General features: G+C 63.4%; 22 protein-coding genes and 2 pseudogenes. 18 read left to right on the top strand and 6 right to left on the bottom strand.

Annotated features, from left to right (window positions below; genetic code table 11):
- Positions 1-57 precede the first annotated feature (57 nt).
- Complete coding sequence (gene groL, locus JG746_RS35535) at positions 58-1,719, top strand: chaperonin GroEL (RefSeq protein ID WP_199202174.1); 1,662 nt, start codon at positions 58-60, stop codon at positions 1,717-1,719.
- A gap of 140 nt (positions 1,720-1,859) precedes the next feature.
- Here groL and JG746_RS35530 read toward each other — a convergent pair whose 3' ends face one another.
- Positions 1,860-3,077 (bottom strand): DUF1173 domain-containing protein, encoded by a 1,218-nt coding sequence (locus tag JG746_RS35530; protein WP_199202360.1) that lies wholly within the window; start codon positions 3,075-3,077, stop codon positions 1,860-1,862.
- 206 nt (positions 3,078-3,283) lie between these two features.
- On the opposite strand from JG746_RS35530, the pseudogene JG746_RS35525 reads away from it, so the two are divergent.
- Positions 3,284-3,787, top strand: a pseudogene (locus tag JG746_RS35525) (hypothetical protein); the annotation flags it as partial.
- 100 nt (positions 3,788-3,887) lie between these two features.
- On the top strand, positions 3,888-4,847 hold the full coding sequence (locus JG746_RS35520; protein ID WP_199202172.1) for an ArdC family protein: 960 nt from the start codon (positions 3,888-3,890) through the stop codon (positions 4,845-4,847).
- 293 nt (positions 4,848-5,140) lie between these two features.
- On the opposite strand, the gene JG746_RS35515 is transcribed toward JG746_RS35520, so the two are convergent.
- From JG746_RS35515 to JG746_RS35505, 4 genes are read right to left on the bottom strand one after another with little or no spacing between them, the layout of a single operon-like run.
- Entirely contained in the window at positions 5,141-7,282 is a 2,142-nt protein-coding gene (locus JG746_RS35515; RefSeq protein ID WP_199202170.1) for a hypothetical protein, read from the bottom strand.
- Complete coding sequence (locus JG746_RS37480) at positions 7,279-7,506, bottom strand: hypothetical protein (protein WP_244731020.1); 228 nt, start codon at positions 7,504-7,506, stop codon at positions 7,279-7,281. Before JG746_RS37480 ends, JG746_RS35515 begins: the two co-directional genes overlap by 4 nt.
- Complete coding sequence (locus JG746_RS35510; RefSeq protein WP_244731018.1) at positions 7,503-9,056, bottom strand: hypothetical protein; 1,554 nt, start codon at positions 9,054-9,056, stop codon at positions 7,503-7,505. Before JG746_RS35510 ends, JG746_RS37480 begins: the two co-directional genes overlap by 4 nt.
- Complete coding sequence (locus tag JG746_RS35505) at positions 9,053-10,513, bottom strand: tyrosine-type recombinase/integrase (protein WP_199202169.1); 1,461 nt, start codon at positions 10,511-10,513, stop codon at positions 9,053-9,055. The genes JG746_RS35510 and JG746_RS35505 overlap by 4 nt, the downstream gene beginning before the upstream one ends.
- A gap of 158 nt (positions 10,514-10,671) precedes the next feature.
- On the opposite strand from JG746_RS35505, the pseudogene JG746_RS35500 reads away from it, so the two are divergent.
- The 12 genes and pseudogenes from JG746_RS35500 to JG746_RS35450 all read left to right on the top strand — a co-directional run.
- Positions 10,672-11,022: pseudogene (locus JG746_RS35500) on the top strand (DUF932 domain-containing protein); the annotation flags it as partial.
- A gap of 23 nt (positions 11,023-11,045) precedes the next feature.
- Positions 11,046-11,216: a DUF2958 domain-containing protein gene (locus JG746_RS37475; protein WP_342216572.1), complete on the top strand. Its 171-nt coding sequence runs from the start codon at positions 11,046-11,048 to the stop codon at positions 11,214-11,216.
- On the top strand, positions 11,216-11,623 hold the full coding sequence (locus tag JG746_RS37470; RefSeq protein WP_244731017.1) for a hypothetical protein: 408 nt from the start codon (positions 11,216-11,218) through the stop codon (positions 11,621-11,623). Before JG746_RS37475 ends, JG746_RS37470 begins: the two co-directional genes overlap by 1 nt.
- Positions 11,568-11,987, top strand: a complete 420-nt coding sequence (locus tag JG746_RS37465) for a hypothetical protein (protein WP_244731016.1) — start codon at positions 11,568-11,570, stop codon at positions 11,985-11,987. Before JG746_RS37470 ends, JG746_RS37465 begins: the two co-directional genes overlap by 56 nt.
- On the top strand, positions 11,987-12,325 hold the full coding sequence (locus JG746_RS35485) for a hypothetical protein (RefSeq protein WP_244731015.1): 339 nt from the start codon (positions 11,987-11,989) through the stop codon (positions 12,323-12,325). Before JG746_RS37465 ends, JG746_RS35485 begins: the two co-directional genes overlap by 1 nt.
- A 126-nt stretch (positions 12,326-12,451) precedes the next feature.
- The gene (locus JG746_RS35480; RefSeq protein ID WP_199202167.1) at positions 12,452-12,853 is read left to right on the top strand and encodes a hypothetical protein; all 402 of its coding nucleotides are present in this window, start codon (positions 12,452-12,454) and stop codon (positions 12,851-12,853) included.
- Positions 12,850-13,164: a hypothetical protein gene (locus JG746_RS35475; protein WP_199202166.1), complete on the top strand. Its 315-nt coding sequence runs from the start codon at positions 12,850-12,852 to the stop codon at positions 13,162-13,164. Before JG746_RS35480 ends, JG746_RS35475 begins: the two co-directional genes overlap by 4 nt.
- A 2-nt stretch (positions 13,165-13,166) precedes the next feature.
- Positions 13,167-15,308 (top strand): ParB/RepB/Spo0J family partition protein, encoded by a 2,142-nt coding sequence (locus JG746_RS35470; RefSeq protein WP_199202357.1) that lies wholly within the window; start codon positions 13,167-13,169, stop codon positions 15,306-15,308.
- Positions 15,309-15,381: 73 nt separating this feature from the next.
- Positions 15,382-15,858 (top strand): hypothetical protein, encoded by a 477-nt coding sequence (locus JG746_RS35465; RefSeq protein WP_199202165.1) that lies wholly within the window; start codon positions 15,382-15,384, stop codon positions 15,856-15,858.
- An 82-nt stretch (positions 15,859-15,940) separates the two neighbouring features.
- Entirely contained in the window at positions 15,941-16,330 is a 390-nt protein-coding gene (locus tag JG746_RS35460; RefSeq protein ID WP_202359573.1) for a hypothetical protein, read from the top strand.
- A 166-nt stretch (positions 16,331-16,496) separates the two neighbouring features.
- The gene (locus tag JG746_RS35455) at positions 16,497-17,099 is read left to right on the top strand and encodes a DUF1419 domain-containing protein (protein ID WP_199202162.1); all 603 of its coding nucleotides are present in this window, start codon (positions 16,497-16,499) and stop codon (positions 17,097-17,099) included.
- 152 nt (positions 17,100-17,251) lie between these two features.
- Positions 17,252-17,650: a DUF3085 domain-containing protein gene (locus JG746_RS35450; protein ID WP_199202161.1), complete on the top strand. Its 399-nt coding sequence runs from the start codon at positions 17,252-17,254 to the stop codon at positions 17,648-17,650.
- A gap of 716 nt (positions 17,651-18,366) precedes the next feature.
- On the opposite strand, the gene JG746_RS37735 is transcribed toward JG746_RS35450, so the two are convergent.
- On the bottom strand, positions 18,367-18,963 hold the full coding sequence (locus tag JG746_RS37735) for a cold-shock protein (protein ID WP_199202160.1): 597 nt from the start codon (positions 18,961-18,963) through the stop codon (positions 18,367-18,369).
- Between the two features lie 531 nt (positions 18,964-19,494).
- Here JG746_RS37735 and JG746_RS35440 point away from each other — a divergent pair.
- The 3 genes from JG746_RS35440 to JG746_RS35430 all read left to right on the top strand — a co-directional run bounded on the left by JG746_RS35440 (position 19,495) and on the right by JG746_RS35430 (position 26,366).
- Complete coding sequence (locus JG746_RS35440) at positions 19,495-23,931, top strand: strawberry notch family protein (protein ID WP_199202159.1); 4,437 nt, start codon at positions 19,495-19,497, stop codon at positions 23,929-23,931.
- Between the two features lie 16 nt (positions 23,932-23,947).
- On the top strand, positions 23,948-24,985 hold the full coding sequence (locus JG746_RS35435) for a DUF7146 domain-containing protein (protein ID WP_199202158.1): 1,038 nt from the start codon (positions 23,948-23,950) through the stop codon (positions 24,983-24,985).
- Between the two features lie 439 nt (positions 24,986-25,424).
- Entirely contained in the window at positions 25,425-26,366 is a 942-nt protein-coding gene (locus JG746_RS35430) for a DUF2493 domain-containing protein (RefSeq protein WP_199202156.1), read from the top strand.
- Positions 26,367-26,758 lie beyond the last annotated feature (392 nt).

Below are 26,758 nucleotides of genomic sequence, written 5' to 3'. Positions count from 1 at the left end.
GGCCTCACCGTCATCTAAATCTGCGGGCTCGATCAAAGCCCCTGCCAGGAGCTAAACATGGCTGCCAAAGAAGTAAAATTCTCCCGCGACGCCCGTGAGCGCATGCTGCGCGGCGTCAACATCCTCGCCGACGCGGTGAAGGTCACGCTCGGCCCCAAGGGCCGCAACGTGGTCATCGACAAGTCGTTCGGCGCCCCACGCATCACCAAGGACGGCGTCACCGTCGCCAAGGAAATCGAGCTTGAGGACAAGTTCGAGAACATGGGCGCGCAGATGGTCCGCGAAGTTGCTTCGAAGACCAACGACATCGCCGGCGACGGCACCACGACCGCGACGGTTCTCGCGCAGTCGATCGTCCAGGAAGGCCACAAGGCGGTTGCCGCCGGCATGAACCCGATGGACCTGAAGCGCGGCATCGACCTCGCCGTCACCGAAGTCGTCGTGGCGCTCGGCAAGGCCGCCAAGAAGATCAAGACCTCCGAGGAAGTCGCCCAGGTCGGCACGATCTCGGCCAATGGCGACGAGTCGGTCGGCGCCATGATCGCCGAAGCGATGCAGAAGGTCGGCAACGAGGGCGTCATCACGGTCGAGGAAGCCAAGACCGCCGAGACCGAACTCGAAGTCGTCGAAGGCATGCAGTTCGACCGCGGCTACCTGTCGCCCTACTTCGTCACCAACGCCGACAAGATGGTTGCCGATCTCGAGGACGCCTACATCCTGCTCCACGAGAAGAAGCTCTCCAACCTGCAGGCCATGCTGCCGGTCCTCGAGGCCGTCGTGCAGACCTCCAAGCCGCTGCTCATCATCTCGGAAGACGTCGAAGGCGAGGCCCTGGCCACGCTGGTCGTCAACAAGCTGCGTGGCGGCCTGAAGATCGCCGCCGTCAAGGCGCCGGGCTTCGGTGATCGCCGCAAGGCCATGCTGGAAGACATCGCCATCCTCACCGGTGGCCAGGTCATCTCGGAAGACCTCGGCATCAAGCTCGAGAACGTCGGCCTCAACATGCTCGGCCGCGCCAAGAAGGTGTCGATCTCCAAGGAGAACACCACCATCGTCGACGGCGCCGGCAAGAAGGCCGAGATCCAGGGCCGCGTCGCCCAGATCAAGCAGCAGATCGAGGAGACCACCTCGGACTACGACAAGGAGAAGCTGCAGGAACGTCTCGCGAAGCTCGCGGGCGGCGTTGCCGTGATCCGCGTCGGCGGTGCGACGGAAGTCGAAGTCAAGGAAAAGAAGGACCGCGTCGATGACGCCCTCAACGCGACCCGCGCGGCCGTGGAAGAAGGCATTGTCGCTGGCGGTGGCGTGGCCCTGCTGCGCGCTTCGGCCAACCTCAAGGCCACCGGCGCCAACTCCGACCAGGCCGCCGGCATCAACATCGTGCGTCGTGCGCTGCAGGCTCCGGCCCGCCAGATCGCGGCCAACGCCGGTGCGGAAGCTTCGATCGTTGCCGGCAAGATCCTCGACAACACGGGCGCGACCTTCGGCTACAACGCCCAGACCGGCGAATATGGCGACATGATCGCCATGGGTATCGTCGATCCGGTCAAGGTCGTTCGTACGGCTCTGCAGGATGCGGCCTCGGTCGCCGGCCTGCTGGTCACCACCGAAGCCATGATCGCGGAGGCTCCGAAGAAGGAGTCGGCTGGCGGCGGCATGCCTGGCGGCATGGGCGGCGGCGGCGGCATGGGCGGTATGGGCGGCATGGGGGGTTTCTAAGTCCTCACGGCTCAACAACTCGGGAGGGCGGCAGCAATGCCGCCCTCAGACCGCTGATATTCCCCGTCGATTTTCGGCGGGGTTTTGTTTTATGTGATTGAAGTGCGTTGGAAAGGCGGGCGAGACTCGCCGCCATGGCGTCATGTGACGGGCACACGGTCCTGCCGGACGGGCAATGGCGGCATCTCACCATCGGCCGTCCGCCAGATCCAGGAATCGAACTCCGGTCGTGATGCGATCAATTCGCCCAGCGTCTCCTCATATGCGTGATCGGAAGAAGGAGGAACGACGTAAAGTCCAACCGGTCGCGGCGGAATTTGCAACATCGCGGCCACGGCCGGCTTGTCCAGCGGCAAGCTGTAGCGCAGACTCTTCACACTTCGCTCTCTCACCCTGGCGAGCGCATCGAGCAGCTTCTTTTCATAGGCGGACTCGTAAGGCACCCAATTCTCCGCCACCACCATGACTGCCATTTCCTCGATCACCGCCAGCCCCGCCGGCGTCAACCCGAAGGTGGCAATAGCGATCAAATGGGATGCCTCATCCGCACCCCAGAGAGCCATCTCGGGTTCAAAACGGGTTTGGAGCCGACGGTACAGACCATCGTCGAGAAGGAACACGAACCCGGGCATGTGCTTGACGACCAGCTTGTGACCGCTGCGGGCAACGCCGAATTCCTTGACCTCACCGACAAGGATCATCAGCTTTCTTGGACCGCTCTTGGGGGGTACCGCAGACGCAAGCGCCTCCGCGCGTCTCTGTTCTATCGCGGTTTTGTCGGGGGACCGGAACGGTTCTGGTACGAACAATATGTCGCTCAGCGGTCCGCCCTTGACCGTCATCTGGCGCGCGGCCTCGATGAGGTGCCAACGGATGTTCCACCAATGGCGTTTACCAGCCCATCGGGATGTCCAGACGTTGAGTTCGGCTTCATGCCACAGGTAATGAAGTAGGCCGCGCGGCGACAGTTTCTTCGTGTCCCCGGCCACACTGTCCGATCCTCCGGCGCCCACAGGAGGCGCCGATCGAGCGCCAACTTTCGAAAGACTGAAATCCAGCTTGAGCGCCGCCATCCCGCTCTCTGAATCGACTTGGATCGCGCTGCCCATCAGCACGCCGAGCCCTGACAGTTCGTCGGGCGGCTCGTACGAGAAACAGGAAGGATCATGACCACCGCCGGACAGCGGCATCCGTTTGACGACATATTGATCACCAACCTGCGCGATATACATCGCGGGGCCCGGCTCCTTGCACAGGCAAAGCGGCCGGACTTTCCTCCGATAAGCATCCGCAAGCGCATCCTGAAGATCCGGCGCCGCCTCCTCGATCACCTGGTCAGCAAGACTGAAACGTCGCATCGCCTCCATTGCTCCGGACGCCGCCGCATCCCCACGCCCCCATTGACTCATAGTTTTGCCATCGAAGCAAGTCGGCGCGCCCTTGACGGAATGACGGACGCGTCAGCGCGGCGGACCGGCCAGCAGAGGAAGAGGGCAGGCGGGGCTTGCGGTGGCGGTCGCAGGTCCGGGAGAGAGGCTCCCGGCGTCCGCCGCGGAGCAAACCCATGACACAGATGGAAATTCAATCGCCAACGCGGAACATGCGGGCAGGCTATAAGGTGGATGTGAGCCGCGGCCAGCGTATCGGCCGCGTGTCTTCGGAATGGTTCAACCGCCCGGCCGACGAGCGATACCTGTCCCTCAGCGACCTCTGGAATTCGGTGAAAGCCCGGTCCCAGCGCAGCCGTACGCGCATCGTCGAAAGCGAACGTATCCGCGTTGAAGCCAGTCGCAACGACGCGGAACGTCTCACGCTCATGCTGCCAGACGCGGAGGCACCGGTTGCGCCCACACACTGGAGTTTTGGTCAGCTTGCCAGCCTGGTCGGCGCGCCGGCCACCTATCTGCGCCAGCTCCCGGCCCCGCTGGCAGCGATCAATCTGCAGTACGGCCTGACCTCACAACGGGCAGAGCAGGTCAAAACGCTCGAGATTGAGAACGGCCGCCTCGAACTGCGAGCGGTTACGGGTCCGGATTATGGCCGTTATCTAAACAGTCAAGCTGTCTCACCAGCTTTTCACTGATCCCATTCCACCGACGTTGCGCCCGACGCTGCCCGCGAGCGGTGGCGATCTCGTGCGCTTGCGTCGCTCCCAAGGAGCTATCACGATGTCTACCAGGATACAGTCCGGAGCGCGCGCCGACGTTTACACGCGCATCACCGCCGAGATCATAGCGGCAATCGAAGAAGGTGCAGGTGATTGGCGCGCGCCCTGGTTCCACAACGGAACCAGCGCCGCCCGCCCGACCAACGTCGCATCGGACAGGCGCTACCGCGGTATCAACACGGTGGCACTGTGGGTCGCAGCCATGGCCAACGGTTACGGCGATGGCCTATGGGGCACCTATCGGCAATGGCAGGACGCCGGAGCGCAGGTGCGCAAGGGCGAACGCTCGACCACCGTCGTGCTGTGGAAGCAGATCGCTTCGTCCGACTCGGCGGATGACGATGATGGCGACGACAGCGGCCGTGTTCGGATGTTCGCCCGAGCCTTCTCGGTGTTCAACATCGCGCAGGTGGATGGATACGAACGTCCGCCAACGAGCATCTTGCCGGAGGAAGAACGTCTGGCTCACGCCGAGGCCTTCATCGCCAACCTCGGGATCAAGACCGTGTTCGGCGGTTCGGAAGCCTGCTACGTTCCTTCCTCGGACACGGTGTTCATGCCGGACTTCGCTTCTTTCCGGGATGCCGCGTCGTTCTACGGGGTCTGGCTGCATGAGAACGGCCACGCCTCCGGGGCAAAGCACAGGCTGGACCGTGATCTCTCGGGCCGGTTCGGCTCGGCTGCCTACGCGGCCGAGGAGTGCTGCGTGGAGATTCTCAGCGGGCTTGTGCTTGCCGATCTCGGCATCGCCCACCATCCGCGCCCTGATCATGCCGCGTACATTGCCTCGTGGATCAAAGTATTGAAGGAGGATCCCCGCGCCATCTTCACGGCTGCCGGCAAAGCCCAGCAGGCAGCCGATTGGATGCATGAACAGCAACCTGCGCCCGCGTCATCCAACGTCACCGATGAGACGGAGGCGGGCCACCTTGCTTCTCCTGTTCTCGTCGGCGCGTTGTAGCAAAGCGCGAACCTGGACGTGCTGGGCGATCACATTCTCCCGATCACGCCGCTGCCGCTCCACGTCAATCTGCGAGGGGCGGGGCTCCTCGAGCCGGCACAGCTTCGCCGCCTCGGCCGCCTCCCGCAGTTCTGCGAGTATGGCTGGAGCACGGTTCGCGGTTGCGCGGCTGACGCCGGCTTCCCGTGCCAGATCGGCAACCGTCAGGCGGCCCTCCGACCTGAACGCATTCCCTGAGACAAGACGGGTGAGCGCTTCGCGAAGCGCTCCCTCTGTTGAAGTGCTGACAGGCTTCACGAGCGTTCCTCCAGCAGCGGCGCTATCAGCTTGCGCATTCGGTCCCGGTCCTGCCGGATCGCGGTTCGCTGCACGTTCGACAATCTCTTCTCTTCCAGCATCGCCTCGGCGTGAGCGATTGCGGCCTGCCATGGCGGCAGATGACGACGGGCAATGCAGGAGTTCGGGCAGCGGTCAGGGGCGCAGTTCGACAGGATGGGCTGGCTCTCCGAACCTGTCGACCGGCCAAGACAAAGCGCGGTCGCTGGCTCGAAGAAGCAGTCGTTCAGGTAGCCGACGTGCAGCGTGCGCGCGAGGTGAGCAAGCATCGCCTTCACCCGTTTGCCGTCTGCGATCGTTCCTGGCAGAGGACCGACCTCCCGGGCGGCACGGTCCATCTCGTGCGTGACGCGGGAAGCGCCGGGGCCGGCCAGTCGTTCGCCACGCTGCGCCGCTTCGTAGTGCGCAACGATGTCGTCGAGCTGTCCCAGATAATGTTCTTGCTCCACCTCCTGACGGAAGCCGGAAGCCGATGATCCGGCATAGCCGTCGAACATTGCGACAGAGGCATGCTTGTACTGGATCTTGCCGGCGACCACTCCGAATGGCCGGTTGGCGATATACCATGCCACGGTTCGGCGGAACTGCCGTGTGTTGAAGATCCAATTCCGTCCTTCAACAAGCGGGATTGTCGGCTCATCCGGCGCGCCGAAGTGCTCGTCCAGATGCTCGCGATACCGATTGATCTGCCGCACCACATGGGGCACGCCGCGATCGAGCGCAACGGCGCGATGCAGAACGATCCAGATGCCGTCGTCCTTGCGCCATGGCCTATGCCTTGCCGCCAGATGTTCGGCAATCTCCACGGCGCGGCCGACCGGCTCGATCGTCACCCATTCCTCCGGGTCTCCGCGCTCCTGCCGACCCTTGTAGACGACGCTGCGTATTGTCAGCCGTTCGATCATGCCGTCGGCGCTGCGCCTGCGTTGAAGGCAACCGGGTTGCATGGCCTGAACTTCACTGTCGCGCATGCCGGTCAAATAGGCGCACAGGATGTAGGCGGCGGTCTGAAGCTGGCGTTCCTCGTGCGCCAGCACAAAAGCATCGAAGCGCGACCGCCATGGCTGGCCGCTCTCGGGATCGTTGGAGATCGGTGTGTCCATGCCGCCTGGCTCGACGCCGAGTTCCTTCACAGCGTCGAGAAGCAGGCCATAGGCCGTCTTGTTCTGGATGAGGTTGGTGGGATGCACGCCGCTTTGCAACGAGATCAGCCGGATGTTCAGGACATGGCCATCCAGCCGCTGGTCGAGCGCGATCGCACCACAGATGCCACCCATGCGCTCGGGCTCGTTCCAGACGGGAATGCCTCGTTCCGCTTGACGTCGCCGCTCGATCCAGTCCGCCAGCCGCCCTTCGACGCTGCCGCGCCGGGCATAGCGCGGGCGCGCTGCATAGGCGGCCTCGAGGGAATCGAGTTCGTCGCGAGCAGCGAGGATATCGGTCGAGAACAGCTCGACATAGCGCAGCGACCAGCGGAGCAATCCGCCGATCACCGGCTCGGGAATGCGTGGCGTCATGTTCTCATATGGTCGGCCGCCGCAGCCGGCTACCTTGAAGATCGGCGTTCCGTTCCAGGGCACGAAGTCGAGGCCACCATGGGTCAGGAAGCGGGCCAGCCGATGAAGCTGAACGGCCGGTCTGAGGCAGGCGCCAACCCGGGTCGGCAACACGGAACGGTTCTTCTGGAGAGCGAGGTAAGCGTCGAGCAGATCCTGATCGATGAGCGCGGCATCGAACCGGCCCTCTCGTTCCCGAACGAACGCCATGAACTGGCGCAGGGTGGCAAGCGCTGCCCGCGCGCTCAACGGCCGCAGCCGTCCCGAGCGGTCCGGCAGGCGTTCGTTGAGCCAGGCGAAGATGTATTCCTTGGCCGTCACCCGCTCCACCGGGCAGGCAATATCGGTGAAGTCGATCGTTCGGAAGGCATTGCGCGCAGTCACATGGAAGATTACCGGATCGAGATCCCATACGTCGTCGCCGAAGCGCGAGAGCGTGTTCCGATCGGTCCCGTCCTTGAGCTTCATCGAGCAGAGCACGATGTCGCTGGGGCTGCGTATCGCCGATGGGCCTGTAGCCTGCGCGCTGTTGAGCGCCGTCATCGTGCCGTCGCCTCCACCGGTAGATAAAGGACCGTCGGCCCTTGCTCCGCGATCCGTGCCGCTTCAACGGCCTGCGGCGCAAAGGCGGGCAGGATCTGCTTCGTGATACGATGCCAGGGGCGGCCAAACTTGATCGACCACTCGGCGGCGTCGAGGACGGCGCGCTGATCGGTCATGAAGGACTGGAATGCGATGAGCGCCGGCAGCTTGCGCTCGGTGATCACGGCATTCTCGCATTCGAGGCGCCCCAGAACGGGGTCGGGCAGGGTTTGCCAGCTTCCGTGAACAGGCTCTCGTAAAAGCCGCCGCATCGCGCGAGCCAGACATCCTGTTCCTCTGTCGCCGGAGGCGGCTCTTGCCGCTCCACGACAAGGTCTTTCCGCTCGCTCGTGGCGATGCGCGGCTTCAGCGCAGCGTCGAGAGCATCGTGGAACGCGGCGGCCAAGGTTTGCTCGTGAACATGACGAAGGGCGGGTATGTCCGCATAATGACGGGCTGCGACGCCGATCGAGTGACCGACGGCGAACTGCTCGAGCTGGCCGTTCGTGCGTCGATACCATTCGGCCTTGTGGGTCTTGCGCAACCGCGACAGTCGCAGCCGCAGCGGCGCGCCATCGTCATCGACCAGGTGGTAGCGATCGACGAAGGTGGCGATGCCCTGGCCGCCTTCTTCGTTGGCCGGGCGCAGGCCGTCGATAGTCCAGAGTACCCACAGACGATCCGACCCAGTGTGACGCCGAGCGCGTTCGGTGAGCGCGATCGCCATTCTGACCAGCCCGCCGGGCGTGGCGCTCGACCCGTCCCGAACTCGCAGACGCTTCCACTCCGAGCCCCGTGCCCGGCGTTTGTAATACTCGATCTCGACATAGCCCTTGGTGGGATTGCGCAGGCAGTCGGCCTTCAGGCGGACCAGGCATTCCATCTCCATGCCCGTCTCCAGCGACAGCAGGGTCATGAACGCCGCAAGGTCGATCGGCGTGAGGTGGAACCCGCGATGCGGCACTTCGATTCTGCGATCGACCTTGCGGTAGGCAGCGAGATTGACGAAGCGCTTGAAGGCAGGGTGCCGCGTCTCGATCTGTCCGGATCGCACGATCTCGGCGATGACGACATCATGATGTACGCGCAGCCGCGCGCATGTATCCATTCCCGGCGGCGGCAGCGGAACGTCGTCGCCGAGCGCGATGCGCTGACGAGCCTCGATGATCTGAGCTCGTGCCGCCGCACGTAGTGCCTCGGCGATCCCGCTGCTATAGGCGTCGCGGGGCCGGCTGCCCCCACTGTCGCCATGACCGAGATAGCGCAGGCGGGACACGACGTCCGGGGTCAGCGCGCCGGGACGGTCCTCGACCGCGATGCGCAGCACGCTGATCAGCGCCGCCAGAAGGTGCCTTTGGAATAGTCGGCTCCCGGCATTCTGTTCGAGCCACGTCTCATAATCGTTGATCAACTCGACGGTGATGTCGCCCAATCCGTGCGGGACGATCTTCCGATCATCCAGGAACGACCAGAACCGGCGGAGATTGAGCACCTTGCGCTGCACCGAACGTCCGATCGGCGTCGGGCCCATCTGGCGGATGCGTTCCCGCATCAGCGGGGCGATCTCGGCAACGAAGGAGGGGTTCGACCAGGAACTCAGGTCGACGATGATCTCGCCGCCCGTATCGACGCGCACAGCGAAGCGGCGGGGATCGGCGACGATCACGGCGGTAACGGTGCTCTTATCCGGAGCCTCCGGCTGCGGCGGGAATGTTGCCCGTCGCCCCCGGCTCATGACGCGAGTTCCCCGGAGGTCACGTCGAGACCAAGGTTGCCCCCCGCCGCATCGACGATCTCCTGGCTATCTGCGAGGTGATCGAGATAGATGTAGGTGCTCTCGATTCTGCTATGCCCCATCAATCTTTGGAGCTTCAGCAGAGGATCACCAATCATTCGACGATAGGCGGAGCCGAGATGCCGCGATCGCTCGCTGACCACCCAGGCGACCTGCTCACGCAGAAGCAGCGTCAGCATGTGGACGGCAAAGCTGTGTCGCAGCATGTGAGGGGTCACGTGCATATCCGTGAAGCCGAGGCGACGGCATCTCTCGCTGGCGCGTCCGAACACGGCCTCCCACGACGCCATCGGCATCGGCTCCCCGTCTTCTGTCAGCCAGAGCGCCAGCGGCACGCCCGTCTCGGCGTCGACAAGGCGCGTCCGCTCCGACGGCGTCAACTGATCGACGCTTATCTTCAAGGCGCGGTCGCCATCGCTCAGGTGAAGGGCACGGTGCTCGCATGCGACAACCGGGATCGGGCTACGCTGGCGGATGCGACCCCTCCGCCGAACTCGCCCAAGCGCGTTGTGCCGTTCGATCCGGACGTAGTCGTGCAACTGCCCGATCAGACGGATCGGCATGCGGATGTCCCGACCGCGCGAGCCCTTTGCGGTCGCAGCCGCCAGTCGGAAGGGCAGCGATCGAGCAGTGGTGTCCAGGTGCACGTTCAGTTCCGGCAGTTCGCTCAGCAGCAAGCTTGAGGCTTCCTGCAACCGCAGGGCGGTCGTGATCAGCAGTTCCGCGAACAGCGCATTGCGCTCTCCATTGCGGCCTCGCCATGTCGGGTCTTCCCTGCCATCCGGAAGCCTGCCGCGCAGCCCGACATCGCGGAATGCCAGATAGCGCGGCATGTCGAGGAAGCGCATGTCGCCATTGCGGGCTCCGCTTTCCTTGGCGCAGTTCACCGCCATGGCGATGACCGCACCTGACGCTGATGCGCGGGACCAGAGCTGCCGATAGGTGAACGGAGCGGCGGCAATGATCTTCTCATCGACTGCCCACCGATAAAGCTTATCGAGCGCCGCGATCATCCGGTTCCAGGATGAGGCCGATATCCGGAACGGCGGTTCGGACATGCGCCGGGCGTCGTGGAATGCGGCGATATCATCGCGATCGGCTGACCAGAGAGACTTGCCATTCCGCCGCTCTTCGAGGAAGCGCATCCAGACGACGACGTCCCGCGCATAGGCGCGAAGGCTGTTCATCGAGCGCACGCCCATGATCGGGCACGATCGGAGGAAACGGTTGAGGTGGTGATCGTAGGCGCCGTCGCTTCCCGGAATGAACGGCATGCCCTCAATGAGGCCGACGTTGTCCGCGGCCGCTATCTCGTCTGAGGACAACTCGTATGTCGTGCCGTGGACCGTCACGGAGCGGTGCACGGCGCAAAGATCGGTAAAGAATACCTGCGGCAAAGGACCTCCCAACGGCGCCGAAGTTTTTGCCGGGGACGGGCTCGAGCCCGCCCCCGGCAAAAACTTCGCACCGGCATCACTCGACGATTCTATCTGTCTGACTGTCAGCGATACTAAGCGCCAACCCTGACGTCTGTAAGACAGGTACACAGAGTCTGGATAACGGGAGAATTTTCGACCACGAACTGGTCGAGGCCGTGCAGAAGATCGCCGGCAACGGGACCGGGGACACACGCTGGAAAACGCCCGGCGTGCTCGATTGGTCGACGGGAATCTACAATCCCAATGTCGACATCTCGAAAGATACGACGACGCTTTATGCATCCGATCGTGATGTCTTTCTCTTTCTGGTCGACGATCTCAATCCGATTGAGGCCGGAAAGCTTCCGAACGGTGAACCTGATCTCTTCTTCCACGGCTTCTACTGTTGGAACTCGGAAGTCGGCGCCAGGACACTTGGAATCGCAGGCTTTTATCTTCGTGCAGTGTGCCAGAATCGCAACCTCTGGGTGCGCCGTGTCGGCGCGATCAATTGAGTGAAGGAGACTTCTCAGGAAACCATCACCACGAGCGCGACATCTTCTTCACCGGCGCGTTCCCGCTCTCCGCTTATGCCGAGGCCGCGTGTGAGACCGGCAGCATCACCACAGCCATCCGTATCCTTTCCAATGCCGCGCAGGCTGGACGCGGGGAGGGGGTCTGATGCGTTTCCGTCCCTGGCCGAAACCCGAACCCTATCGGGACACGTCGCGCAAACGCGCCGCCTTCAAGCGCAAGCAGCGCCTAGAGCGCGAGGCATTGCCGCTCTTCGCCGAGATGATCGCGGCCCGACAGCACAGCGTCGAGGAAGAAATGACCCGCCGGCACGTCTGGTGGGAACAGCGCGAACACGAGCAGCGCGCCCAGCGCGCCGCCCGTTGGCGCGAAGCCCGTGCCCGGCTCGTTGCGCTCTCCGATCCGCTCCGTCGGACGATACGCAACGTCTGGCGGAGTTGCCCCTATCCGGCTGATCCCACCTATCTGCTCGATCTGCTTCATCAGATCGCGGTCGGCGGTGTCGATCCCATCGGCCGCCCTGGGTCTTCGACGGCAAGCGCCCGTCACGCCTGATCCGTCCAGCTTCGACGAAGCCTTCCGCGAGATCGGCCATCGAAAAATCGGCTGCGGCCCGAAGACTACGCCGGCCGACGAGTTCCTGTTCTGCGGCAATCTCGGTTCAGGCATCCTCTTCCTACGCACGCGCATCAGGCTCAACGATCCGCATGAGAGCTACCATACCTCCTCCAGCCACCGGCTTCGCGATTCCCATGTCGGGCGAGCCGGTCGCTGGATCGATCTCGAGGTGTGCGGCGACTGCCCGGATGTCGAACTCGAGCTGATCCGCCGCCTTGCCCAGGAGGCTGACACCCGCCCCGTCATTGTGCGTCGCGTCGCAAAGCTGATTTCTGGCGAGCGGGAGGGCGAGGCACAATGATGAGCCATCCTGAAACCTGCACGGCTTTGTCTCAAATGGAAGCCCGGTTGCGCGAAACGCGCCACAATCTTTACGAGCTCGAACGGTCTCTGCGCGATCGTGCGGAGGCAGAGGCGATCAGCTCGCGTCCGAAAAGGCATCGCTACAATCGCCGCATGTCGAACTGGAGCGGCGCGGACGAGGAAGCGTATCTCCGGATCCTCGACCGGCTCACAGACAACGCAGCCGCAGACCTCGAGCGACTGCGCTGCAAGGTCGAGCGCCAGGACGCAGCTATCGAAGCAATCCGGCGAAAATACCGCGTCGACGCCATGCGACCGATCTTTTCGCCACTGTAGCCGCCCGGTCGCAGTCATCGAACCAAACATCCGACAGCACCGGCCATCCCTTTCGTCCGAGGGGGTGGCTTTCGCCGTGACGGCTTTCAGGCGGACCCCTCCGTCGGCCGTCGCGGAGATCCCCTCATGCTGCAACAACCCGTGACAGACTATTCCGCCGACATCGCCGCCGCTCTGGCAACACCCGGCGGCCACCTCTCCATCGGCCGCGGCGGTTTCACCCTGCATTATCGCAACGGCGCAACGCTCTCCGGCTATAGCTGCCAGGCTATCAAAGCCCAATGCATCGCCGCCGGCCTTCCGGTCATCGACAGCCGGTGTGTGGCGTTCGACATCGTAGTGCAACTGACGCTGCGCGGACCGCTGGTCGCCGTCGGCCGCGATGCGCAGCCAGCCCCGTGGCACGGGCTCTCCTACGCACCGTTGCGCGCGGTCGCCATCCTCTACGCCGCCGCCGGCGCAGAGGTCTGGAACATCCCCGACGTCGAAACGGCGTCTGTGCCGGCCGAACGGAAGGCCGTACCATGAGCGGCCGCACCCTTCTCCAACTTTACACCACCATGGATGAGTTCGAGGCCCTGCATGAGCGGCAGGATCGCACACGCAGTACCAGCAAAACCGTCACTGTCGATCGCCAGGCGCTCATCCATATCCTCATGGACCATGCCCGCATGCTCGAGGCTCTGCGCAAGGCTGGCCGGGTCGATGTCGCCGATCCGCATCGAGGCCGCCGGCCTGCGCCGGCGCGGCGCCGCGAGAGGCAGAGGGGGGAGGGAGGGTTTCCGACGGGTTTGGAGGTTCGGGGAGAGGCCCCGGGCCGCCCGTCATGGAGACCCTGATTATGGCAAAGGCCAATCAGAAGATCGCAATGAACCCTTCGGAGAATATCGCCTACGACAAGCTCGTGCTGTCGCAGGAGAATGTCCGCCGGGTAAAGGACGGCGTGTCCATCGAGCAGCTCGCCGAGGACATCGGCCGGCGAAAGCTCCTGCAGAGCCTGAACGTTCGTCCCGTACTCGACGGGAACGGAGAGGAGACCGGCACCTTCGAAGTGCCGGCCGGCGGCCGCCGCTATCTGGCGCTCGGCATTCTCGTCAAGCAGAAGCGTCTGGCAAAGAACGAGCCGATTCCGTGCATCGTCAATCGCAGCGGAACGACTTCCGCCGAAGAGGACTCGCTTGCCGAGAACGTGCATCGCGAGAACCTGCATCCGCTCGACCAGTTCAGGGCGTTTAGAGCCCTCAGCGACCAAGGCCTCGATGTCGAAGAGATCGCCGCCCGCTTCTTCGTGTCGGCGGCGACCGTTAAGCAGCGGCTGAAACTCGCCTCGGTTTCGCCAAAGCTGCTCGAGCTCTACGAACAGGATGAAATCCGTCTCGAGCAAATCATGGCGTTTTCGATCTCCGACGACCATGCGCGTCAGGAGCAAGTCTGGGAGCGCATCTCCAACAACTCGAGCGTGCAGGAGCCGTACTACATCAGGCGCTTGCTGACGGAGACGACGGTTCGTGCCGACGATCGCCGGGCGGTCTATGTCGGCGCTGAGGCCTATGAAGCTGCGGGCGGCGTTGTCCTGCGCGATCTGTTCGAGCAGGATTCCGGGGGCTGGTTCCAGGATGCAGCTCTTCTTGAGCAGTTGGTCTTCGATAAGCTGAAGCTGGACGCCGAGACCGTTCGCGCCGACGGCTGGAAGTGGGTCGAGGCGGCGATCAGCTTTCCCTATGGCCACACCTCCGGCATGCGGCGCGTCTATGCCGAACAGCCGGAGATGAGCGCCGAGGAGATCGATCGCTACGACGCGGTGAAGGCCGAGTATGATGCGCTCGACGCCAAGTATGCCGAGATGGAGGAGGCCGACCAGGAGATCGAGGACAAGCTCGATCAGCTCGGCGCTGAACTCGACGGCTTCAGCGATCGTCCCCATGTCTATGATCCGACGCAGAAGACTATCGCCGGAGCGTTTGTCACGCTCGGTGCCAACGGCCAGATGCAGATCGAAGCCGGCTTTGTCCGTCCAGAGGACGAACCGCGGGTCGAGACAGACGATGACGACGAGGAGGGCGACGGCGAGGATCGCGACGCGTCACAGTCCGAGGTTGACAGCGGCAATGGCGTTGTTGTCAACGGTCGGTCCGTGAACGGTACTTCCGACGGTGCGGAAGAACCCGAGGATGAAGGCATAAAGCCGCTGCCCGATCGTCTCGTCTTCGATCTCACCGCGCAGAAGACGCTCGCGCTGCGCAACGCGCTCGCCAGCGACGTCGACATCGCCTTCGTCGCAGTTCTCCATGCACTCGTGCTGCAGGTGTTCTTCAGGTTCGCCAAGGACAGCTGCCTCGAGATCAGCATGACAAGCAACAGTTTCGGCCAGGCGCAAGACCTGGCCGAGACCTTGTGGGCGAAGGAAATCGCCGAGCGGCACGAGGCCTGGGACAGGGATATGCCCGACAGCGACAAGCTATGGGATTTCCTGCTCGGTCTCGATGAAGCGAGCCGCAAGGCGCTGTTCGCGCACTGCGCGTCGCTCTCGCTGAACGCAGTCGTCGAGCCCTGGAACAGGCGCCCTGGCGCGCTTGCCCATGCCGATGCAGTCGCGGCCACGCTTCAGTTCGACATGGTCACGGCCGGCTGGGAGCCCACCGTCGACAACTATCTCGGCCGCGTCACCAAGGCCCGGATCGTCCAGGCGGTGCGCGAAGCGCGCGGCGAGGACTCCGCGCAGCTGATCGACCACATGAAGAAGGACTTGATGGCACGTGAGGCTGCCCGTCTTCTCGAAGGGTCGAACTGGCTGCCCGAGCCGCTTCGCCTGGCACCCTCCTCTCAGGTCGTCGATGCACTCGACGATGTGGTCGATGAGCCGGTGGAAGACACACCCGCCGACACTGCATCAGAACTGCCAGCCTTCCTTGCCGATCAGGCGGGGATCAGCGCTAACGATGCCGAGGACGGCGACGGCGATCACCTCCTCGCCGCCGAGTAACCACCCTCATGCCACCACCGAAGGCCCGGCCATCGCGCCGGGCCTTTTCTGTTTCTGGACAAGGAGAAAACATATGTCCGCAAGCAACATTTACGAGAACGCCCCACTCGGGAGCGTCATCAAATATGGTGATCATGCCCCCAAACCGCCCGCCCGTTTCACGAAGAAGCTCGCCGCATGGGAAGGGCGGAATGGCGTTGGCCAGCTGGTCAAGAAGACCCCGCCGCGCGAGCGCGAAACATGGTCGTCGCCCGCCGCCATCACCCTCCATGAGGGTGATTTCTCGAGTGGCTCCGTCATCCTGGTCACGGTGAGGCGCACGTATTCAGTCGATAGCGATCTGATCTTCAAGATCATCGAGCGGCCCGCGATCGGAATGGTGCGGGTGCTGCGTGTCTACGACGACAACATCGAGTTGCTTCACCTGGCCGACAGCCGTGAGGCCGCCGAACTGTGGCTGGCAATGCATCCCTATTCGCACACGGTTCTAGAAGAGGTCACAGCCGACGAGGTCGGCGCCGACGTCGTCGAAGGCCGGATAGCGGCCTGATCGGCGTCGCCTTCACCATCAATCCCTCACAGCCCGGCATCGCACCGCGATCGCCGGGCGCTTTTGTTTAACGGAGATCACGATGTTTCAGTGGACCAAGTCTTGCTCTTATGACGAAGAGCAGAAGAGGCGCTTTCATTCAACCGCGCGCTCGCGTTTGAAGAAGCTTGCCGCCGAATTGCACCTGCCAGCCGGATCGTACGATCTGCGTTCGAACAAGGCAGGCATAGCCGTCGCCGGTGAAATAACCCTGCATCACCGTCGCGTTTATATCCAGGTTGGCCAGTTCGGTCTTTCCTCTGGACACGGAATTCTGATCCGGACCTGCAAGGGTCGGCAGGACTACACCGGTGGCCCCAATCACTTGGCCGATCTCACTCTGCTCGACGACATTCCTGCGCTCGCAGCGCTCGTTCACGCAATCAGCGGCGTGGGAAGTTCTCCGAGATCTGCCGTGCCGCGAGCAGCCTGAATCCTTTTTCGTTTCTGGACGTCTCGCCTTCCGGACCAGACCACCAGGTCATCGCTGAACCGATTGCCGCTCATCGCCTGAGCCGCCGGCTCTGCACCCCCCGCCACTATGAAGAATGCGAACGCCGCTCCAACGGCCCCTTCGCCATGCCCGAAAGGAGCATTCCATGCCTGATCACCCATCCTTCAGAAAGATTTTTGAGAATATCGCAACGCGCGAAGAGATGATTTCGCTGTTTAATCGCGACCATGAAGCACCGCCCGAGGATCGTATCTCGGGCACGGCCTATGCTTGCCAATGGTTCGAGATCGAAGCAAGTGCATATTACTTCATGCTCGACATGCTGCCGCCGCTCTTCCTTAGAGCCGGCATGTTCGGAATGTCGGAGTTCAAGGCCGGTTATATCACCAGCGTCTTCTTCGAAATCACCATTCGCGGCCGGCGGCGATGGTTCACTGGGTTTTGCGACCTGTCCGACCGCCAAAGCCCCGACGCGATGCGGGAAGCCATCATCGCTTACGAGAGTCAGTTGCCCGACAGCATGACGCGCGAAGAGAAGCTTGAGGCAATCTGGGCCGGCACGCATCCCGATTTTCGTGGCATCGCAGGTTCCGCCGACCCAAGCGCCTGGCCAGCCGAGCATCGCGGCAAGCGCACTATCCTCGTCAATGCAGGCGGCCATCGCACCATCCTGAAACTCCTGGAAGATCTGACCGATGAAGAAATCGAAGACAAACTCCGCACGGGAAAGCCGTCCACTGGCGCTTGATACCCGGCTCGCGATCGATCGCTACCGGCACAAGGCTATGACAGTTCGTCGAACGTCGTCGGCTGCAATCGATAACTGCTGACCACTACTAAATTCAACCATTCGCCGCTTTGACCGATTACGGCGAGTCCTCTCAAGCTCAGGAGAAAATCATGTTCACGTTCCCGCTTTCAGCGGTGCGCGCTATCATTGCGCGCGGCGAGCTGGATGCCGCCGCCAACGGCGGCTTCCGCAATCCCCATTTCGGCCTGGCGCCGGGCAAGGATGAAAAACCCGGTCTTTGGCTGGTTGGTCACCAAGGGGTTTATGCAGCTTCGAACGGCAAGCTTCCAGAAGGAGGCGAACCGATGGTCTGCTATGCGGACGAATGCAATCCCGGCAGCAACGCGGACTGGTGGGGATACAAGCGCCGCCATTTTGGCGGCGATAACGGCATCGAATTCCTCGCCGCCGAGGAAATCCTTGCCATCGCGGATACGCGGCCATCGGCAACTCATCTGCGTATCGAGCTCGATGAAAACAGCATCGGCATCACCGTCCTGACACGGTGATGCCAGGGCCATCAGGTCCGGGATTTCCGGTAGTCCGGGAACGGCATTTCACCGTCCGATGATCGCCAGACCTATGGCGTCATTTCCGGCCGCGCTCGGTCCATCTGGGCGAGCGCCCGCTACCTATTTCGAGCTGGCGTCGCCCGGCACGATATACATGGCCACCGGCAAGGTAACGCAGACGATTGGCTGGTCGGGCGCCAGATTGAAGTGCAATCCCTTGACGCTGTTGCATTCCTCGCGAGCCTTGTAAGCAGGGGCCCCAAGGTGGATAGCCGACTTGGCCAATTGGTAGACTGACCGACGCGGCCGACCTGACCAGGCCCTACCGTCAGACCAACCGATTGAGGGTCCCCAAATCTGACGGCGCTGCGGGTGGTAACGTCTTCTTTACCATGATCTGGCATCCCTATCGACGGCGTCTCTCGGCGCCTAATCCGCCCCGCGCGTCATTGCTGACGCGGCCCCGCCTAGTGCCGGCGACCGACGCTTTCATGTAACCCCCAACCTCTAAGAGTATGCGTTGGTCGCCGGTCAGCCGTTCTTTGAATGCTGCTAGACCACAGCAAGCCTTTATGACCGGCCGGGCTGAGACTAGGTTGATCGTACCCGATCTGGCTGTGCGGCCTTAGCCCAGCTGAGGCCTGACGAGCTGTTGGCAAAATTGTCCTGACCTGGGCATCTCTCAACCGATCGACCGGTGCCGCTATAACGCTCTAACCAAGGCGAATGCTCTGGGCCTCGGGACCTTTTTTGCCTTGCCCGTGTTCGAAAAGCACCTTCTGTCCCTCTACCAGTACGGTGAGCCCGGCGCGGGACAACTGGTTGGCGTGAATGAAGACGTCCTTGCCGCCGGTTTCAGGAGCTATGAAGCCAAAGCCTTTGTCAGGATTGTACCACTTCACGGTACCAGCAGTTTCAACCCGCGCCCCCGGAACAACGGATGCTTCGTCGACACCCGCATTTGTCAGCGCGGTCGGGGTAACTTCTCCGATCTCCAACACCTGCGCAACCTGATGCCCCTTTCGCGTTTCTTCCAAGGTGACTTTGAGACGAGCTCCCGCCGCGACATCGCGGCTTCCGATCCCCTCCAACACGCGTAGCGGCAGATAGGCCTCCCTGCCGTCTGAGACTTTGATGAAGCCAAATCCTTTGCCCGCGTTGAACCACTTCACCTGCGCGTCGACAGGCTCTGCAATCGCAGGTGATGGCCGCTGAAAGAAGCTGGGCTCGAAAGCCCGTTCTGGAAGAGCAAGCGGCTCGTCGTCATCTCGATGCCGACGGGGCTTGCGATAGTCTTTGTATCTACTCATGTTGCTCGGCTAGGTAGGGGAACTGCTGTGCTAGCCCTATGAATAAGGTGGTATCCGCCGCTGATCAATGTCGTTTCCGCACCCTACTAGTTCCGACAGCAAAGAAGCTCCGCGAAAGCCGCGGAAAGCGTTTGTGGCAAGAGCCCGCCGGTCAGCCGATGCTCCAATATATCGCCGCTCACCGTGGACAGCGATAACCGGTGCCCCAATCCTGAACTGGCGCATCCGCCTGGATCCACATCATCCGATTGAATTGATCCAAGCGACTATAGACGGCTGCAAACGCGGGATACCTTTTCAAAAGCCGGCCGATAGTTGGGCAGACTGTCTGATGCGAGACGTATCGATGGTCAGGCTCAAAGCCGACCGGCCAGGTCGCTAAGAGCAACAGATGCCACCCTTGGGGGAGAGTGGCCGGGGGTGGCGGCTCGGCTGCAGAGGAAGAGGGAAGCCGGGAAGGGTTGGCCTGGCTGGGTTGAGAGAGCGCCCGGTGCAGGCCGACCCTTTCGCCGCTCTCGACAGGACTTTCCCATGAACGCGATCCCCGCACGAGCCACCGGCATTCCGGCTGGCTCCCTCGATCCGATCGTCTCCGACCGGACCAGCCGCGCCACCCAAATTCTGCAGGCCGCCAACCAGATTCTGCCCTTCCTCGAACGGGGTCAGCCGATCGCCGCGAGCGATCTTCGTCCAATCATGACCCACGCCTTCGACGGCAGCGATGCCCAGGGATGCTGGGTCTGGAAAGACGCCTATGAAGCCTGCGAGGCGGCACAGGTTCTTTTCCTGCGCAAGTTCGGACCAGCAATTCTCGCCCGTTTTCAAACCGATGCGCTCGCCATGCTGGCGAAGGTCGCGCATCTCGTGCCGACCCATACGCGCCGATCGGATGAATCGCAGGCGCTGCAGCAGCTGTCGACACCGATGCCCCTGGCGTATGTCGTGTCTCGCGCCGCCGGCATGATCGCCGGCGACATCGTGCTCGAACCGTCCGCGGGCACAGGCCTTCTCGCTATCTTCGCGGAAATCGCCCAGGCGCGACTGATGCTGAACGACTACGCGCCCGTCCGGCAGGCCTTGCTGTCGCAGCTTTTCCCGAATGCCCGGACCACGCGGCACGATGCTGCCCACATCGACGATTACCTGGATCGATCCGCCAGCCCGACCGTCGTCCTCATGAACCCGCCATTCTCGGTCGGCGCTCACGTCGAGGGCAGGGTTTCAGACGCGGCCTGGCGTCACCTCGCGTCCGCCTTCGCGCGACTGGCGCCCGGCGGACGCCTGGTCGCGATCACCGGTTCGAGCCTAGCTCCCGACAATCCGAAATGGCGCGACGCCTTCGTCCGATTGCAGGAGCGTGGCCGCATCCTGTTCTCCGCGGCGATCGACGGCAGCGTCTATGTACGGCACGGCACCAATGTGGAGACGCGGCTTACCGTCCTGGACAAGATTCCGGCGCAGGATCCCGCCCGCCTGATCGCCTCACATGGCACAGCCCCGGACCTGCAAGCGCTCCTCGATTGGATGACAGTGCTGCCGCCGCGCTCGCCGACGACGTCGCCGGACTCTATCGGCGCGCTCTCCAACGGAATCCTGCGGGCCGTGGCGGCAAAGAGGGCGGCACGCAGGAGCGCTGACACGCTGCGGCCCACACCGATGACGGCAGCGCCAGCACGGCCAGGGGCGTCCCAGCACCGCGCCCTGCCAGCGACCGGCCCCGTGTCGCCGCCATCGCCACCCATCGTCGAGCTCGCCTACGAGATTCGTGAAGCCGCCGACGAAACACGCGGCAATCTGACGGACGGGATCTACGAACCCTATCGGCTTCAGGCGATCAGCATCCCCGGCGCCAAACCCCATCCGGACAAGCTCGTTGAGTCGACCGCAATGGCATCAGTCGCTCCCCCCAGGCCGAGCTACCGCCCGCATCTGCCCGAGCACGTCATCGAGCATGGCATCCTCTCCGACGCGCAGCTCGAAAGCGTGATCTATGCGGGCGAAGCCCACGCTGGCTATCTCGCCGGGTTTTGGACAGTCGACAAATCCTGGGACAATGTTCAGGCGGCCAGCAAGGAAACCGCCGGCGCCGTCCGCTTTCGCCGTGGCTGGTTTCTCGGTGACGGGACAGGCGCCGGCAAGGGACGGCAAGTCGCCGGCATCCTGCTGGACAACTGGCTGAAGGGTCGCCGTCGCCATCTGTGGATTACAAAATCCGAAAAATTGCATTGGGATTCCCAGCGAGATTGGTCGGCGCTTGGTCAGGAGAAACTACTGGTCACGCCGCTGTCGCGTTTCCGGCAGGGCACGCCGATCCGTCTCGCGGAAGGGATCCTGTTCACCACATTCGCGACGCTTCGCTCCGACGAGCGCGAAGGCAAACGCTCGCGCGTTCAGCAGATCGTGGACTGGCTCGGCGAAGATTTCGACGGCGTCATCATCTTCGACGAAGGCCACGCCATGGCCAACGCCGCCGGCGGCAAGACCGAGCGTGGCGATAAACCCGGATCGCAACAGGGCAGGGCTGGCCTGCGGCTTCAACGCGCCTTGCCCCATGCGCGCGTGGTCTATGTCTCGGCGACGGGTGCGACGGACGTCGAGAATCTGGCCTATGCCGAGCGTCTGGGACTGTGGGGCGCCGCCGATTTCCCGTTTCCGACGCGATCGGATTTCGTCGCGGCCATCGAGGACGGCGGCGTCGCAGCCATGGAGGTGCTCGCGCGTGATCTGAAAGCCCTCGGCCTCTATACCTCACGCTCGCTTTCCTATGACGGCGTCGAATACGAGATGGTCGAGCATGAACTGACGGAAGAGCAGGTTAGGATCTATGATTCCTGGGCCGAGGCGTACCAGGTCATCCACACCAACCTCGACGCCGCCATGGAAGCGTCCGGCATCACCGGGCAGTCAGGCACGCTCAATCGCAACGCTAAGTCGGCGGCGCGGTCGGCATTGGAATCCTCCAAGCTGCGTTTCTTCAACCACCTCCTCACCGCGATGAAGACGCCGACGCTGATGCGCACGATCGAGCGCGATCTGGCGGAAGGCCACGCCGCCGTCATTCAGATCGTTTCGACCGGGGAAGCCCTCACCGAGCGTCGCCTTGCCCAGATTCCGACCGAAGAATGGGGCGACATCCAGGTTGATGTGACCCCGAGGGAATTTGTAGCTGACTACCTTATGCATTCGTTCCCGACGCAGCTCTTCGAGGCGTTCTCCGACGAGAGCGGCAATATCAGTTCCCGGCCGGTCTTCGACGAGGACGGCAATCCCGTCATATGCCGCGAGGCCGTCGCCCGTCGTGACGCGCTTTTCGAAAAACTCGGCTCGCTGCCTGCCGTTCCGACCGCGCTCGATCAGATCGTCCAGCATTTCGGGACGGAACAGGTTGCGGAGATCACCGGCCGCTCCCGTCGTATTGTCCGTCGCGATATCGGCGGGCGCATCGAGCGGTTCGCGGTCGAGACCCGGCCCGGCTCGGCGGGCCTCGATGACGTGAGGGCCTTCATGGACGATGAGAAACGTATTCTCGTCTTCAGCGATGCCGGCGGGACAGGACGCAGCTACCACGCCGAGTTGTCGGCGCGGAACACGCGCCTGCGCGTCCACTATCTGCTGGAAGCCGGCTGGCGGGCCGACACCGCAATTCAGGGGCTCGGTCGCACCAACCGCACCAACCAGAAGCAGCCACCGCTGTTTCGGCCGATCGCCACCAACGTCAAGGCCGAGCGGCGCTTCCTGTCGACGATCGCACGCCGCCTCGACACACTCGGCGCGATCACCCGCGGGCAGCGGCAAACGGGCGGACAGGGGCTTTTTCGAAGCGAGGACAACCTGGAATCCCAGTATGCGCGCGATGCGCTACGCCAGTTCTACCTGCTCATCCGCCAGGGCAAGGTCGAGGGCTGCTCGCTCAGCCAGTTCGAAGCCATCACCGGCCTGGCGCTGACCACCGAAGAGGGCGGCCTCAAAGACGAACTACCGCCCATCACGACCTTTCTCAATCGTATGCTTGCGTTGACGATCGCAATGCAAAATCTGCTCTTCGACGCCTTTGAACAACTTCTGGCAGCGCGCATCGATGGCGCGATCGCCGCCGGCATTTACGACAAGGGCCTGGAGACACTTGAAGCCGACAGCATGATGGTCACGGATCGTCAGGTCGTCTACACCCATCCCGGCAGCGGCGCTCAGTCGCATCTCCTGACCATCACACAGCGTACACGCAACAAGCCGATGTCCCTCTCGGACGCACTTGCGATGACCAAGTGCGATCGTCGCGCCACGTTGATGGTCAATGCCAAATCCGGTCGTGCGGCAGTCATGATGCCGACCCGTAGCGTCATGCTGGACGATGGCACGATCGAACCGCGCGTCGCGCTCATCCGGCCAATGGACGAACTGCGCTACGAAGTTCGCCAGCTCGAAGACACCAATTGGGACGAGGCCGACGAAGTGCTGTTCGCCGCATCCTGGCAGGCCGAGGTCGCGAAGGTTCCGCAATTTTCTGACTCGCAGCTGCATATCATCACAGGGCTGCTGCTGCCGATCTGGCGCCTGCTGCCGCAGGACTATTGCCGCGTCTTCCGGCTGCAGACCGACGATGGCGAAAGGATCGTCGGCCGCACGATAGCGCCCGCGCATCTGCCGGCGCTATGCCGCAATCTTGGCCTGGACCAAGTCCAGACGATCAGTCCCGAACAGGTCTGGGCCGCGCTCACCAACGACTCGTCCGTGATCGGCCTTGCCGGCGACATGACGTTACGGCGCGTGAAAGTCATGAACGACTATCGCGTCGAACTCAACGGCTTCACCGACGGCATGTGCGACTGGCTGAAGGCGATCGGGCTGTTTTGCGAGATGATCCAGTGGAAAACTCGGTTCTTCGTGCCGATGACCGGCGAGGCCATCGCGATCCTTTCCCGGCTGATGGAACGCCATCGCCTGGTCGACATCGCCAGCCGCGTCTGACGGAGGGGCGGTTGTTATGCGCGCCTCCGCATCCGAACTCGCGGACCGCCTCGCGCAGAGCGCCGAGGCGGTTTGCCGTCATTATCTCTCCGCCGGCCGACGTGCGGGCAATTACTGGATCGTCGGTGACGTCAGGAACAGCAAAGGCCGCTCCCTCTATGTCCATCTTTCCGGGCCGCGTCGAGGCAGATGGGCAGACGAGGCCACGGCCCAGTTCGGCGATCTCCTCGATCTCGTGCGCGAGACCTGCGGGCTTGTCGACTTCCATGACGTCGCCGACGAGGCGCGGCGCTTCCTGAGCTTGCCGAACCCTGAGCCTTCGCGGTCAACGGCCAGCGATAGAAGGCCGGTTGGCGGCGTGTCGTCAGCGAGCGAACGCGCGCGACGCCTCTTCGCGATGAGCGGTGCGTTCCATGGCAGTCTGGCCGAGGCATATCTGCGCCATCGTGGCATCGTTGCGGCCGCGCGCCACGGCTCGCTCCGCTTCCATCCCTCCTGCTATTATCGGGATCTCACGACGGGCGCGACATCAACATTCCCAGCTATGATCGCAGCCGTCACCGATGCCGCCGGCACGATCACCGGCGTACATCGGACCTGGCTCGATCCATGCGGAGCCGGCAAGGCTCCGGTCGACAATCCAAGGCGATCGCTCGGCGGCCTTCTCGGCAATGCCGTGCGCTTCTCGTTCCCGACGATCGGCCCGGTCCCGATCATGGCGGCGGGCGAAGGCATCGAAACGATCCTGTCCCTCAACGCGGTGATGCCGGCCATGCCGGTGGTCGCAGCCCTCTCGGCCAATCACCTCTCGGCCTTCCGCTTCCCGCCCGGTAGCAGCCGCCTCTATATCGCTGCCGATGCCGATGCGGCCGGCCGGCATGGCATCGATCAGCTGAGCCGCCGCGCGCAGGCTGCTGGTCTGCTGCCGCTCGTGCTTTCGCCGGAGCTCGGCGATTTCAACGAGGATCTGCGCCGTCTCGGACCGGACAGGCTCATGGAGCGGCTTCGCGAACAGCTCGTTCCGGAAGACGCGATGGCCTTCCTCGCGACGTGACTCGGGGCACGGACGCGCAGGCGCAGGCTGTGGCCGTGCGGAAGACCGGCTCCCAGGCTTCTCCATTGCCGGGAAGGGCGCGCCCGCGGGCCTGCCGGGAGGCGACCCCTACCACGCGACATCCGGGCCTTCAGCAGCGCCCGGCAGGTTTCCTCCCCTGGCCGGCCTTTTTTCGCACATCGGCGCACCGGAAAGCCGCTGCCCGGCTTCCCGGCCGACGTGCGGGGCCGGCCATTCCTCGCGGGCCAGGAAACCTGCCTTGGCGCCGCCCAGCGCTACGCTCGGCCGCTTCGCTCCCTTTGCGGCATGATCTGTTCCCAAAAGCGGTTCCCGCTTTTGGGGATCATGCCGGGAGCTCGCGGTTCCGGCCCGCAGAGCGCGTGGGAGGGGATCGCCGTCAGGCCGCGAGAGACGCGGCCCTAACCCGATGGAGAATCCCATGAACCTGACCCTTCCCCTCGACGACAGCTACGAGCCTCCCCACGCGTCCTCGCCGACCGCCCGCTACATCTTCGAGATGCAGCTCTACGGCCATCGCCCCTTCCAGGACGAACCCGATCCGCGGCCGTTGCCCGAGGAGCCGGCTGTCCAGTCTGCGCTCACGGCCATCTTCGACGCCTTCGCCGAAATGCTCGGCGACACACGGCTGGAGCCCGACCTGGAAGACCTGCTCTGGTCGACCGTCAATCTCTTCCACCGCGCCGGCGACCGCATCCAGCGGGACCTGCAGCGCAACGAGGATGCGCAGCGCAGCGGACAGCGCGAACAGGACGGCACCGAGGTCAAGTCGGTCGAGCTGGAGCGCCACGTGGCCGAGGGCATTACGCTTCTTGAGCGCCGCAACGCCTTGGAGTTCATGCGCGACTTCGCGGCCGACCTGTTCGAGGCGCAGACCGGCTCGATCTGGCGACCGCGCACCGGCTCGAAGGTCAACCACGCCAACCTGACCGCCGCCATGATCGACAGCCGCGACTTCCTCTCGGCGCGCCGCCGGGCCGAGACCGAGGTGCTGATCCCGGCTGGCACCAAGATCGCCTTCTCCGGCGGCATGGACTTCAACGATCACGAGCTGATCTGGGATGCGCTCGACCGGGCCCGCGCCAGGTTCCCCGATATGGTGCTCCTGCACGGCGGATCGCCGCGAGGTGCCGAGCGGATCGCGGCGTGCTGGGCCGAAAGCCGCAAGGTGACGCAGATCGCCTTCAAGCCGAACTGGACCCGCCACGCCAAGGCAGCCCCGTTCCGCCGGAACGACGAGATGCTGTCGGTCATGCCGTCCGGCCTGATCGTCTTCCCCGGTTCCGGCATCACCGGCAATCTCGCCGACAAGGCCCGCCGCCTCGGCATCCCGGTCTGGCGCTTCGGAGATGGCGGCGCGTGACAGTGACCCCACGGGTGCTATTGCGAGCAAGCTCCCGGCGATCGAAATGCCGGGAGTTATGTCTCGTTGCCGCGTTTCAGAATGTCGTGCTCGCCTGCTGCGTTTGCATTCGACGACAGATCGGGGAGGGTCCTGCCGCTCGGCGCAGGCTTATGTTCATCATGTTTTTGCAACCCCATTCGGACTCCCGCTTGTCCTCGTTCGGCCCTTCTTGCCCCCTGGAGCGAAACACCGGACAATATCGAGGACTTGGATTCGCCCACGAGCCTGATTTCGACCGTGAAGCTGCAGACAGGGGATTGCATGGGCGTTGTTCTTACGCTCGGGCAAAAGCCCGTGATGCTATCGGCCGATCTGCGCCGAACGAGCCGATGCTGTCGACGCCCGTTCGA

The sequence above is a fragment of the Mesorhizobium sp. 113-3-3 genome (assembly GCF_016756495.1).
Classification (GTDB): Bacteria; Pseudomonadota; Alphaproteobacteria; order Rhizobiales; family Rhizobiaceae; genus Mesorhizobium.
This window is presented reverse-complemented; position numbering and strand designations above follow the sequence as displayed.